Source organism: Deltaproteobacteria bacterium, assembly GCA_016875225.1.
Lineage (GTDB): Bacteria > Myxococcota_A > UBA9160 > SZUA-336 > SZUA-336 > VGRW01.
The window spans coordinates 24363-36325 of record VGRW01000033.1 but is presented as its reverse complement, the minus strand read 5'-3'; the positions used below and the strand labels follow the sequence as shown (position 1 = coordinate 36325).

General features: G+C 70.8%; 10 protein-coding genes. 2 read left to right on the top strand and 8 right to left on the bottom strand.

Translation table 11 applies throughout. From position 1 onward, the window contains the following. The first annotated feature begins 117 nt into the window (after positions 1 to 117). Positions 118 to 825, top strand: coding sequence for a DUF1499 domain-containing protein (locus tag FJ108_09985; protein MBM4336231.1), 708 nt, complete (start codon positions 118 to 120; stop codon positions 823 to 825). 12 nt (positions 826 to 837) lie between these two features. Here the strand turns inward: FJ108_09985 and FJ108_09980 are convergent, their stop codons facing one another. Genes FJ108_09980 through FJ108_09965 form a run of 4 tightly spaced genes read right to left on the bottom strand, consistent with a single transcriptional unit; the run spans position 838 to position 4658 of the window. Further along, positions 838 to 1590: a hypothetical protein gene (locus FJ108_09980; GenBank protein ID MBM4336230.1), complete on the bottom strand. Its 753-nt coding sequence runs from the start codon at positions 1588 to 1590 to the stop codon at positions 838 to 840. A gap of 6 nt (positions 1591 to 1596) precedes the next feature. Then, positions 1597 to 3159: a hypothetical protein gene (locus FJ108_09975; GenBank protein ID MBM4336229.1), complete on the bottom strand. Its 1563-nt coding sequence runs from the start codon at positions 3157 to 3159 to the stop codon at positions 1597 to 1599. Then, entirely contained in the window at positions 3160 to 3924 is a 765-nt protein-coding gene (locus FJ108_09970) for a hypothetical protein (protein ID MBM4336228.1), read from the bottom strand. After that, on the bottom strand, positions 3921 to 4658 hold the full coding sequence (locus tag FJ108_09965) for an ABC transporter ATP-binding protein (GenBank protein MBM4336227.1): 738 nt from the start codon (positions 4656 to 4658) through the stop codon (positions 3921 to 3923). The genes FJ108_09970 and FJ108_09965 overlap by 4 nt, the downstream gene beginning before the upstream one ends. Positions 4659 to 4761: 103 nt before the next feature. Between FJ108_09965 and FJ108_09960 the strand changes: the two genes are divergently transcribed. Continuing rightward, on the top strand, positions 4762 to 5883 hold the full coding sequence (locus FJ108_09960; protein MBM4336226.1) for an acyl-CoA dehydrogenase: 1122 nt from the start codon (positions 4762 to 4764) through the stop codon (positions 5881 to 5883). A 10-nt stretch (positions 5884 to 5893) separates the two neighbouring features. Here the strand turns inward: FJ108_09960 and FJ108_09955 are convergent, their stop codons facing one another. The 4 genes from FJ108_09955 to FJ108_09940 form a co-directional block, all read right to left on the bottom strand. Then, the gene (locus tag FJ108_09955; GenBank protein MBM4336225.1) at positions 5894 to 7129 is read right to left on the bottom strand and encodes a Glu/Leu/Phe/Val dehydrogenase; all 1236 of its coding nucleotides are present in this window, start codon (positions 7127 to 7129) and stop codon (positions 5894 to 5896) included. A gap of 29 nt (positions 7130 to 7158) precedes the next feature. Continuing rightward, positions 7159 to 8895 (bottom strand): shikimate dehydrogenase, encoded by a 1737-nt coding sequence (aroE, locus tag FJ108_09950; protein MBM4336224.1) that lies wholly within the window; start codon positions 8893 to 8895, stop codon positions 7159 to 7161. Between the two features lie 339 nt (positions 8896 to 9234). Continuing rightward, positions 9235 to 9993 carry a uracil-DNA glycosylase gene (locus FJ108_09945; GenBank protein MBM4336223.1) on the bottom strand — a complete coding sequence of 253 codons (759 nt, stop codon included), beginning with the start codon at positions 9991 to 9993 and terminating at the stop codon, positions 9235 to 9237. Continuing rightward, complete coding sequence (locus FJ108_09940) at positions 9990 to 11894, bottom strand: redoxin domain-containing protein (GenBank protein MBM4336222.1); 1905 nt, start codon at positions 11892 to 11894, stop codon at positions 9990 to 9992. Before FJ108_09940 ends, FJ108_09945 begins: the two co-directional genes overlap by 4 nt. Positions 11895 to 11963 lie beyond the last annotated feature (69 nt).

Sequence of the window (11963 nt, the reverse complement as noted above, 5' to 3'; positions counted from 1 at the left end):
GATCGGAGTGGTCCTCTGCCGGACCATGCGCACCGCAGAGCTCGTCGGCTGCCGACATGAAACCTCCGTGGGCCAGCTTGCCCCAGGGTAGAATCGCCGGCCAGGAGGGGCGAGAAAATGGAACGGCTCTGGATGGCGCCGAGCTACGTGATCGTGACGCTGATCGTGCTCGGAACGGGAGGAGCGTTCACCGGCGTGTTCACGCCCTTCCTCGGCTTCACGCTGGTCTTCCTCGCGGTTCTCACCTCCGTGGTCTTCGGCATCGCGCTGGCGGGCGCGGCCGCGTTCGCAAGCTCGACCGGCAAGAGCTGGCGGCCGCGCGCGCTGCGCGGGGCGATCGTCCCGCTGCTGATCGCGATCCCCGCGTTCGGCGCCGTGAACCTCTCGAGCACGCCGACGATGAACGACGTGTCGACGGATCTCGTCGACCGGCTCGAGTTCGCGCCCGAGCTCGCGGCGCTGCGCACGAGCCCGGAGCCGGGGGCGGAGCAGCGAGCGCATTTCGACGAGCTGCAGCGGCAGTCGTATCCCGAGGCCGTGCCGATCCTGCTCGCACTTCCGCCGGATCAGGCCTTCGATCGGGCGAGGCAGGTGGCGGAGTCTCTCCCCGGCTGGCAGGTCACGCGCGCCGACGCCGCGACCGGCCGGATCGAGGCCACCGGCACCTCGAGCGTCTTCCACTTCGTGGACGACGTCGTGATCCGCGTCCGACCGGACGCCGCGGGCTCGCGGGTCGACGTGCGCTCGCGCTCACGCGACGGGCTCGGCGACATGGGCGTGAACGCGAAACGCATCCGCGCCTATTCCGAGGCGCTGGGGAAGTAGCGAAGTCCGGCTTCAGGAGCCCTTCTTCTTCAGCTGCTCCTCGATCATCGCGCCCATGCCTTCGACGGTGCGCACCCGGACCTTCTTGCCGCCGACGTACAGGGTCGGCGTTCCTCGCACGTCGACGCTCTGTCCGAGCGAGAGCTCGACGTCGACGCGCTTGTCGTACTCCGCCTTCTTCGCCTCGAGGTCCTTCTTGAAGCGGGCGACGTCGAGCCCGGCCTGCTTGGCGTACTCGTCCAGCTTCGCGGCGTCGAGGCTCGGCTGGTTGGCGAACAGGACTTCGTGCATCTCCCAGAACTTTCCCTGCTCCTGGGCCGCCATCGAGGCGAGCGCGGCGGGACGCGCGGCGGCGTGGAAGCTGAGAGGAAAGTGCTTGAAGACGTAGTTCACGTCGTTCGGGTACTTCGCCAGCACTCCCTCGACGATCGGCTTGGAGCGGGCGCAGAACGGGCACTGGAAGTCCGAGAACTCGACGATCGTGACGGGCGCGTCCGCCTTGCCGCGCACAGGGGAACCTGCGAGCGCGATCGTGTAGGCCTTGTCGAAGTCCTCTTCCGCTCGAGCTGCCCGCGCCGGAGCCGCGGCCTGCAGCTTCTTCTGGCCCTCCTCGATCGCCGTCAGGCGCTGCAGGATCTCGTCCTGCTTCGACTTGATCTCCGCGAGATCCTTCGCCTGCTCGGGATTGCAGCCGGCGAGTCCGAGGCACAGGGCCAGAAGCGCGATCGATCTCAAATCGGGTCTCCTCGAGAAGTCGCGCGGCAGGGTAACTCAGGCGCGCTGGCGCCACCAAGCGTAGATTCCGAGCAGGAGCAGCGCCTCGGGCAGGGCGAAGGCGAGGAAGTAGAAGTAGGCGACGGTCTGCTGCAGCGTGAGCGGATCCTGGTTCGGCGTCCACGCCTTGTCGGTCAGCGCGATGCGCGACTCGTCGGAGGCGAGCCAGCGCGCGGCGTTCAGCAACAGGTCGCGGTTGTAGAGCGCACCGATCAGGCGATTCGAGGCGAAGTCGCGATCGCCGATCACGACGATCCGCGCTTCCGCGGCGGAGGCTTCTCCGGCCGCGCCGGTGCCGCCGCGCGGGTAGCTGCCGGCGGCCGCGACCGCAGGCTCTCCGATCGCCGCGTCCGATCGCGCCGGGCTCCGGCCGGCGAGGGCGCGCGTGAGGTCGTGATCGACGCGCGCGCGTTCGGTCGCGAACGCGATCCGCTCGAGTCGGTCATCGGGCTGCGGCTTGCGCGCGAGCGCGACCGGGCGCGTGGTCGGCATCAATACCATCGTGCGGCGCGAGAGCGTGCGCGAGACCGGGTGGTACGGCGCGAAGAGGTGAACCAGCAGATTCAGCGGCGAGGGATTCTCCAGCAGCGGGCTCGCCGCCGCGTCGACGATCACGCCGTCCTCCAGATCGAAGCCCCAGCGCAGTAGCAGGTCCGAGTAGAGGTTCGAGCGCAGACCCGGCTCGGCGAGCACGAGCATTCGCCCGCCCGACTCGAGCCAGCGGTCGAGAAGCGCGATCTCCTCGGGGAGCAGATCGCGCTCCGGTGCGGCGGCGATCAGGACGTCCGCTCCTGCGGGGCCCTCGGCCGCGGCCGGGCCGACGAGCGCGCGCACGTCGAAACCCTGGTCGCGCAGAAGCGCGGCCAGGCCCGAGTAGCCGCCGTCGCTCTCGCTGGCGAGGTCGACCTCGCCGTGCCCGATCAGGAAGAACACGCGCGGCGACCGCTCGCTCGAGAGCCGGAGCAGGGCCGCCGTGATGTTGCGCTCGGACGGGTAGCCGACCGGGTCGCAGACCCCGCCGCGACAGGCGATCACCGTGGTCGCGGTGGTGGTGTAGAGCGCGCGTGCGCCCGCGGGCGGCTCGCTCCGGCTGGCGTCTCGAATCGAGACGCGCGGGCACGCTGCGCCGTAGGCCGCGACGAGCAGGCGAGCGTCCTTGGCGAGGAGCGCGTCCTCGAAGAAGACCAGCTCGATTGCGACGGCTCCGCTCCGATCGAGCTCCGCACAGAGAGATCGCGTCTGATCCGAGAGCGTGTAGAGCCGATCGACGGTGAGATCGAGCCGGGCGGTCCAGCTCCGCGATGCGACGCCGAGCCCGATCGCCGCGATCGCGCCGGCGGCAAAGATCGCGAGCGCCCGAAGTGCGACGCGACGCGACGCCGCGCCCGAGAAGCCGCGGAACGCGCGCGCTCGTGCGGCCGCGCCGACGAGCACGAGCGCGATGCCGAGCGCGACGTTCGCGGCCGGGAACGCCGAGAAGCCCTGAAGCGAACGCGTCGCGTAGTGCGAGGCGACACCGACGAGGATCATCACCAGCCCCGCCGCCGGCAGCAGCGACATCTAGCGCGCCCTTCCGAGCTCGAGCGCGGTGAGCGACGCGAGCCAGCCCAGGAACGCGATCGAGGCGAAGTAGAGCACCTCGCGAAGCTCGATCACGCCGCGCGGAAACGAGCCGTAGTGGCCGAGCAGCGCGATCTCGCCCAGCGCGCGCGCGACCGGCTCCGACACCGCGTTCGAGAGCCAGGCGAAGTCCAGCAGCACGAACGGAATCGAGTACCCCAGCACCGCAGCGACGATCTGACTCGAGGTGAACGACGAGCAGGGGAGCTGGCCGACGTAGAGCGCGATCAGGTGCTCGAAGCCCAGGGCGGCGCGCGAGACGACCACCGCCGGGTAGATCGCGCTCGCGGCGAGCAGCAGCACGACGAAGAGGTACGTGACGGCGTGCTTGGCGAGCGCGACCTCGAAGGGGCGCAAGCCGCTGGTGAGCAGGAGCTCGTCGGTGCCGCTTGCCCGCTCCTCCGCGAAGACGCGCATCGTCACCAGCGGCAGCACGACGAGCAGGAAGAGCCCGAAGTCGTCGGCCGCCGGAACGAAGACCTCGTTCAGCACGTTGATGTGGCTCGGCACCGTTCCCTGGTCGAAGCCGCCTCCGCCGAGCCCTTCGGACTGGTAGACGAAGAGCAGCTGGTTGTAGCTGACCAGGTGCTGGAAGAAGTAGATCCCGGTGAGAGCGACGTAGGCGGTCCCGACCACGTAGGCGATCGGGGACGCGAAGAGCTGGCGCAGCTCCTTCCGGGCGAGCGCGAGCACGCGACCGATCACGTGGCGGGCTCCGCTTGCGCGCTCCGGCCGACGCGCGCGAGAAAGAGCGCCTCCAGGCCCGCGCCCGCGCGAATCTCCTCGGCGGTCGCGATCGCGGCCAGCCGGCCGCGATCGAGCAGCGCCACGCGGTCGCAGATCGCCTCGGCTTCGTGCAGCTGGTGGGTGCAGAGCAGCACCGTGTGCGTGCCGCGCAGGCCCGAGAGGATGCGGCGCAGCTCGATCTGCTGCGCTGGATCGAGCCCGACGGTGGGCTCGTCGACGACGAGGAGCGGGGGATCGTGCAGCAGCGCCTGCGCGAGCGCGACTCGCTGGCGGAAACCCTTCGAGAGCACGCCGATCCGCCGGCCGCGCACCGGCTCGAGCCCCATGCGCTCGATCGAGCGGCCGATCGCCCCGCGCAGACCCGCGCCGTGCAGTCCGCGCAGCCCGCCCACGAAGCGCAGGAACGCGTCGACGCTGTGGTCGGCGTACAGCTTCGGCTGCTCGCAGGCGTAGCCCAGCCGCGCCTGGACTCGGAAGCGATCGCGCGTGACCGAGACGCCATCGAGGCGCACGTCGCCCTCGGAGGCGAGCCAGAAGCCGGTCAGGATTCGGATGAAGGTGGTCTTGCCCGCGCCGTTGGGCCCGATCAGCCCGAAGACCTCGCCCGGTGCGACGTCGAGCGAGAGATCGTCGAGCGCGACGACCCCGCCGAACCGTTTCGAGACATTCCGCGCCTCGATCCTCGCGCTCATCCGCCGGGTCCCGTCATTCGCGGCGCCACCCTACGTCAAGCGCCCGCGGCGCCGCAAACTCCCCGGTTTGACCCGGGAAAAAGCCGAGCGATAGACTGCGTCCATGAATTTTGGCTTCTCGGAAGAGCAGGAGTTCCTGCGCACGACGGCTCGCGAGTTCCTGGCCAAGGAATCCCCCATGACCGCCGTGCGCGCGCTGATGGACGATCCCCGCGGGTACACGCCCGACGTCTGGGGCAAGATGGCCGAGCTCGGCTGGCTGGGCCTGCTGCTGCCCGAGGAGTACGGCGGCGCGGACCTGTCGGTCGTCGACCTGATCGTCGTCGCCGAGGAGCTCGGGCGCGCGCTCACCCCTTCGCCGTTCTTCGCCAACCTGCAGGGCTCCCTCGCGGTGCTCCACGGTGGTACGGACGCGCAGCGCAAAGAGATCCTTCCCGAGGTCGCAGCGGGTCGGCGCGTGCTCTCGTTCGCGATCACCGAGGAGTCGGGAACCGAGAACGCCGACGAGATCGCGACTCGGGCCACGCGTTCCGGCTCGGGCTGGACGCTCACGGGCACCAAGCTCTTCGTCGCCGACGGACAGAGCGCCGACGCGATCGTGGTCGCGGCCCGGAGCGGCGCGGCGGGCGAGGGCGGGATTTCGCTCTTCGTGGTCGAACGCGGCGCGCCCGGCCTCTCGATCACCCCGCTTCGCTCGATGGACCAGACGCGCCGCATCGCCGAGGTCCGCTTCGACGGCACGCCCGCGCAGCTCCTCGGCCGCGAGGGCTCGGGCTGGGAGACCTGGCAGACGGTGCGCCGGCACGCGCTGGTCTACCTGTCGGCCGAGGCGCTCGGCGGCGCGCAGAAAGTGCTCGAGGATTCGGTGAAGTACGCCAAGGAGCGGATCCAGTTCGGCAAGCCCATCGGCGTGAACCAGGCCATCAAGCACAAGTGCGCCGACATGCTGATCGAGGTCGAGTCCTCGAAGTCGATCACCTACTACGCGGCCTGGGCCGTGGCCGAGAAGACCGAAGAGGCCGAGCTCGCCGCGAGCATGGCCAAGGCCTACACCAGCGACGCCTATCGCCACGCGAGCGCCGAGAACATCCAGATCCACGGCGGGGTCGGCTTCACCTGGGAGTACGACTGCCACCTGTACTTCAAGCGCGCGAAGGCGATCGAGGTCACCTACGGGGATCCGGCCGAGCACCGCGAGCGGGTCGCGCAGCTCCTGAACCTCTGAGCGCGCGCCGCTACGGGAACACGCCCCGGACGCGCTTGGCGGCGGCGATTCGCGCGATCCCGCGCATCAGCGACGCCGTGCGCAGATCGACGCTCTTCTCGCGCGCCAGGCCCGACACGTCCTTGTACGCCTTCGACATGATCGCGATCAGCTTCTGGTTCACCTCCTGCTCGGTCCAGAAGAACTGCTGCGCGTCCTGCACCCACTCGAAGTAGGAGACGGTGACGCCGCCCGCGTTCGCGAGGATGTCGGGAACGACGAAGACTCCGCGCTCGCGCAGGATCGAGTCGGCCTCGAGCGACGTCGGGCCGTTCGCGCCCTCGACGACGATCCGGGCGCGGATCCGATCGGCGTTCGCCTCGCCGATCTGATTCTGCATCGCCGCGGGAACCAGCACCTCGCAGTCGAGCTCGAGGAGCTCGGCGTTCGAGATCGCGTCCGCGCCCGGGAAGCCGGCGAGGAAGCGGCGCTCCTTCACCCAGGCGTCGACCGCGGCCACGTCGAGCCCGCGCTCCGCGAAGATCCCGCCCTTCACGTCCGAGACCGCGACCACGCGCGCGCCCATCTCGGCCGCGATCCGCGCCGCGTTCGCGCCGACGTTTCCGTAGCCCTGGATCGCGAAACGCGCGCCGGCGAGATCGATCCCGCGCTGCCGGCAGGCCTCGCTCGCGCAGGTCATCACGCCGCGACCGGTGGCCTCGCGGCGACCGAGGGATCCCCCGATCTCGATCGGCTTTCCCGTCACCACGCCGGGAACCGCGTAGCCCTTCTGCGCGGAGTAGGTGTCCATCATCCAGGCCATGACCAGCTCGTCGGTGCCCAGATCGGGCGCGGGAATGTCTCGATCCGGCCCGATCATCTCGATGATCTCGAGCGTGTAGCGGCGCGTGACGCGCTGCAGCTCGGTGCGCGAGAGCGAGCCGGGGTCGATGCGCACGCCGCCCTTGGCTCCGCCGAAGGGCAGCCCGATCAGCGCGCACTTCCACGACATCCACATCGCGAGCGCCGTCACCTCGCCCAGGTGCACGTCGTCGTCGTAGCGCACGCCGCCCTTCGTCGGCCCCATCGTGAGCAGGTGCTGCACGCGGTAGCCGTGGACCGTCTCGACGGTCGAGTAGTCGTCGCGGCGGAACGGAAACGACACGACCAGCGCGCGCTGCGGCGTGCGCAGCCGCTCCCAGATGTTCGAGTCCAGGCCCATGAGCTCCGCGGTCCGATCGAGCTGCGCGACCGCCAGGCGGTACATCGGCGTGTCCCACTCGAGCTTCGGCTCGGTCATCGCCCGGCGAGAGCCTCGAGCGCCGCGCGGCGCAGCAGCGCGGGATCTGCGGATCTTCCGCTCCAGAGTCGGATCTGCTCCACCGCCTGGTGTACGAGCATGTCCAGGCCATTCTGCACCCGACAGCCGCGGGATCGCGCCTCGCGCAGGAGGCGGGTCTCGAGCGGCCGGTACACGGTGTCGAACACGGTCGCGCCGGGAAGCAGGCGGGCCAGCGGCACGGGCGTCTCGTCGCTCTGCGGCGCCATTCCCAGCGAGGTCGCGTTCACGAGCAGATCATAGGCGTCGTCGAGCGTTCCCACGCGGCCGCCGAGATCGTGCACCAGCCGCTCTGCGCGCTCGCGCGTCCGGTTCACGACGCTGACCTCGAGCCCGAGCCGGCGCAGCGCGTGCACGACCGCGCGCGCGGCGCCGCCCGCGCCCAGCACGGTGGCGCGCCGTCCGCCCCACGGGCCGAGCGGCTCGAGCGTGCGGGTCACGCCGATCCAGTCGGTGTTGTCGGCAACGATCTCGCCGTCGCGAACGGTCAGCGTGTTGGCCGCGCCGATCTCGCGCGCGGCGTCCGAGACGCGCTCGGCGAGCCTCAGCACCGCCTCTTTGTGCGGCAGCGAGACGCAGAGCTGCGTCAGGCCCGAGGCGCGCAGCTCCCGCAGCGTTTCGGCGAGGCGCGCTGCCGGGACGTCGAAGACGCTGAACGAGGCGTCGAGCCCGAGAGCCGAGTACGCGGTGCGGTGGATCACCGGCGAGAGCGTGTGTCCGGCCGGGTGCAGCACGATCCCGCAGACGGCGCGCGGGCTCACCGGCTGTCCGCGGGTCGGATCGAGCGCGCGTCGAGCAGGTCCGCGGTCTCGTTGGCGCGTGTGGTCAGCCACTCCCCCATGTCGGGGCCGAAGAACGAGAAGCACGCCTCGTAGCCGCCGCGCTCGAAGCCGCGCGCGTCGACGACGTAGCCGAGCCAGTCGTTGGCGAGGTCGACCACGAAGCGGGTCCGCCCCGCGGGCAGGTCGGCGCGGAGCACGGCGCCGAGGCTCGCGCCGGGCTCGGCCGGCAGGAAGAGCAGCTCCGCATCGCCGGCGCGCACGACCTGCAAGGGCGCGCGCTTCGAGACGAAGTCGTCGACGCTGCCGCGCACGAGCGGCGTGGTCCACCAGAGCGCGCAGAAGCGGCGCAGGCGGATCTCGGGCGACTCCACCCAGCGCTCCAGCGCCGCGAGCTCGACGTCGGCCCGCGGCTCGAGCGGCGTGAACGCGCTCATCACGGCGCTCGCGACCGCCTCGCCGTACTCGGTGCGCTTGGCGTATTCCGTCGCCACGCTCGGCCAGGTGCCGAGCTCGATCTCCGGCTCCTGATCGCCGAGCGGGCCGGGGACGTACACGGCGCGAATTCCTCGCGCCGCGAGCGCCGCGCGCGCCGCGCCCGGCCAATCGGCGGAGTACAGATCGCCGCGCGCCGAGAGCAGGCTCGCGTGCGCGCCGAAGGCGAAGAGCGCGATCGGCGCGCGACCGTCGGCGAAGTCGATGCGCAGGACCGGAAGCTCGTCGTCGATCGCGCCGCCCGTGACGCGGCGATTGCGAGCGAGCGCGACGCGCTGGCTTCCGCTGGCGATCCGCGCCGGCGCGAGATCGAGCACCGCGAGCTCGAGGGCTCGGGCGGCCGCGCGCGCGATCCGCGCCGGCTGCTCCGGATCGTACTCGCCGCCGGTCACCCGCTCCGCGAGGAAGCCCGGCAGGAATCCGCCGGGCCCGGAGTGCGTGTGCGTCGCGACGAGCGCGAGCAGATCGATGCCCTGCGGCGCGACCTCGTCGAGCAGAGCGTCGCGCAGATTCGGCCGGGGAATCACGATGTCGACCGCGACGATCGCGACGCGGAGGTCGCCCTGCTCGAGCACGAGGACGCGGGCTTCGGGAGGGTCGAGCGTGCCGCCGGCACGCCTGGTCGTGAGCCCGCCGAAGCCGCCGATCGCGGCGCCGATGCGCGCGGGAAGCGGCTCCGCGCCGAAGCCGGCGCGCAGCTCCGACGCGCGCGCGTCGACCGCGGCGAGCGCGATCGACGCCGCCAGCAGAGCCAGGACCCTAGGTCGCAAGGCTCGCTTCGACACGCTCTCGCGCCGCGCGCAGATCGTCCCAGACGGCCTGTCGGGTCTCACGTGTGTAGTTCCTCAGCAGGTACGCGGGGTGGTAGGTCGGCAGCACGGGAATGCCCGCGAACGCCTGCCACTGACCCCGCAGCTTGGTGATCGCGACGGTGCGGCCGAGCAGCGAGGAGATCGCGGGCTTGCCCAGCGTCACCACCACGACCGGCGAGATCGCGGCGATCTGGCGCTCCAGGAACGGGCGACAGGTGGCGACCTCGTCGGGAAGCGGATCGCGATTTCCTGGCGGCCGGCACTTCACGATGTTGCAGATGTAGACGTCCTCGCGGCGCCAGCCGACCGCCTCGATCATCCTGGTCAGAAGCTCGCCCGCGCGTCCGACGAAGGGCCGGCCGCTCTTGTCCTCCTCCTCGCCCGGGCCCTCGCCGACGAAGACCACGCGCGCGTCGGGCGCGCCCTCGCCGAAGACGATCTCGTTGCGCCGCTCGCACAGGCCGCAGCGGCGGCAGTCGCCCAGATCCGCGCGGATCGCCGCGAGCGCGAGCGCGTTCTGGCCGCTGGCCGCGCCCGTTTGCGTCGGCGCTCCGAGCGGCGCGACGCGGGGCCGGAACTTCGGCTCGGCTGGCGCGGGCTCTCTCCGCGCCGGGCGCGGCAGGTAGTCGATCCCGTCCGCCGCGAGCTCCGCGAGCGAGTCGCGCACCCGCCGCAGCGCGATCGAGCGCTCGTACGAAGCCGTCATTTCGGCGCAGCCTTCTTCTCGCGGAAGCCGTGGCGGAGCTTTGCGAGCTTTTCGTCGAGCTCGAACTCGAAGCCGGGATCGTTCGCGTCGTCGTGGCAGGAGCCGCAGATCTGCATGATCACGCAGCTGTCGCACTTCTCGGTCAGGCGCAGGATCGTGCCGCTGCTCTTGCCCGCGTCGTCGACGTGGCGCTTGCCGGGCCCGTGGCAGCTCTCGCAGCCGACGTTCTCGAAGGTCTTGCCGCCGTGCGGAAAGCCCGTGGCCTCGCCGAAGCCCGTGGTGTGACAGCGCTGGCAGTCCGCGTTCTTCTGCTCGCCGCTCTTCGCCAGCGTGCCGAAGGCGTTCGCGTGCGCGGACGCCGACCAGAGCTCGTGCTCTTTGGCGTGGCAGCTCTGACACGAGGCCGAGCCGACGTAGTCGCCCTTCTCGAAGAGCTGGCGCTCGCGCTTGTCGCGCTTGGCGAGCAGCTCCTGGCGCTGCTCGAGCGAGAGGCTCGCGAGCTGCGCGTTGGCCGCGTGCGAGACCAGCGGCAGGCGCTCGCCGAAGACGAAGTGGAGAGAGTGCTCCGCGGTGTGGCAGCCGAGGCAGACGGACTCGTAGCCCGCCTTCGCGAACTCCGGCGACTGGTGCGGTCCGCCGCGGCCGTGACAGCTCTCGCACTGGACGCCGCGCAGGTGCTCCTGGCGCAGCTTCGGGTCGAAGCCGCCCGTCTTCCCCCAGCCGACGGTGTGGCAGGGCAGGCACTCCGGATCGCGATCGGCTCCGTGCTCGACGAGCGTCTCGAAGGCGTAGGCGTGCTTGGTCAGAGTCCAGCTCTCATGCGGCTGCTCGTGGCAGACGGAGCAGAGCTCCTCGCCGCTGTAGGCGGCCTTCTCGAGCAGGATCGGATTGGCGACGCCGAGCGCCTGGCGGATCGCGAGCGTGAGCCGCACGTGGATCCGCGGCGACGAGCCGTCGGTGCGCGAGACGATCCTGCGGCCTCGGTCGATGACGAAGATCTCCGGCACGCCTTGGTTGAATCCGTAGGCCTTCTGCGCGCGGCGATTCAGATCCAGGTACGGCACCAGCGTGAGGCCGAGATCGCCGACCATCTCCTCGACCACGTACTTCTTGTCGGAGACGCTCACCGCGACGATCGCGAGGTCGGGATTTCCCAGCTGCTTCTGCAGGCCGTCCAGGAACTTCAGCGCGTCGTGACAGTGCGGGCAGGTCGGCAGGAAGAACACCAGCACGACGACCTTTCCGGCGAGCTGGTCCAGCGTCACGTGCGTCTTCGCGTCGAGCGTGACGACGTCGAAGTCCGGCGCCTCGGGGCGGATCCCCAGCCGCGGTGTGGCGGCGGCGTCCTTCGGCTCGAGGTACAGGAGCCTGCGCAGCTCTCGCGCGAGCGCGTCGTCCTGATCCACGGGCTGCTCGCCCAGACGCGCGATGCCGCCGATCACGTAGCCCTCCGCGTCGACGATCAGCAGCGCCGAGCTCGTGGGCGGCACGCGCAGCTTCTGCGAGATCTGGCCGTCGCGATCCGAGAGCACCGGAAACCCGAAGCCGTGTCGCCGGACGAACTGGCGTGCGAGCTCCGGGCTCGCGTCGCGATTCACGCCGAGCAACGCGACGTTCGCGGCGGCGGCGTCGGCGTGCACGCCGTCGAGGATCGCCGCGGTGCGGCCGACGTCGGGGTCGCTCGAGCCGAAGACGAAGATCAGGCCGCGGCGCTTCTGGAGCAGGTCCGTGCTCACGCGTGCCCCGTCGAGCGTCACCCCTTCGAAGCGCGGGAGCGCGAGCTCCCGCCGGGCCTCCTGCGCGACGGCGGGCGCGGCTCCCGGACCGCACAGGAACGACGCTGCGAACACACCTGCGAGAAGCCGCGCTGCTGCGCCGGTCCGGATCCGGAAAGTCGGCATGAAACCTCGGGTTCTTTGAGTCGCGAGATGGTAGGAAGGGCTGCGCGGGGGTGTCAATCGACGTAGACT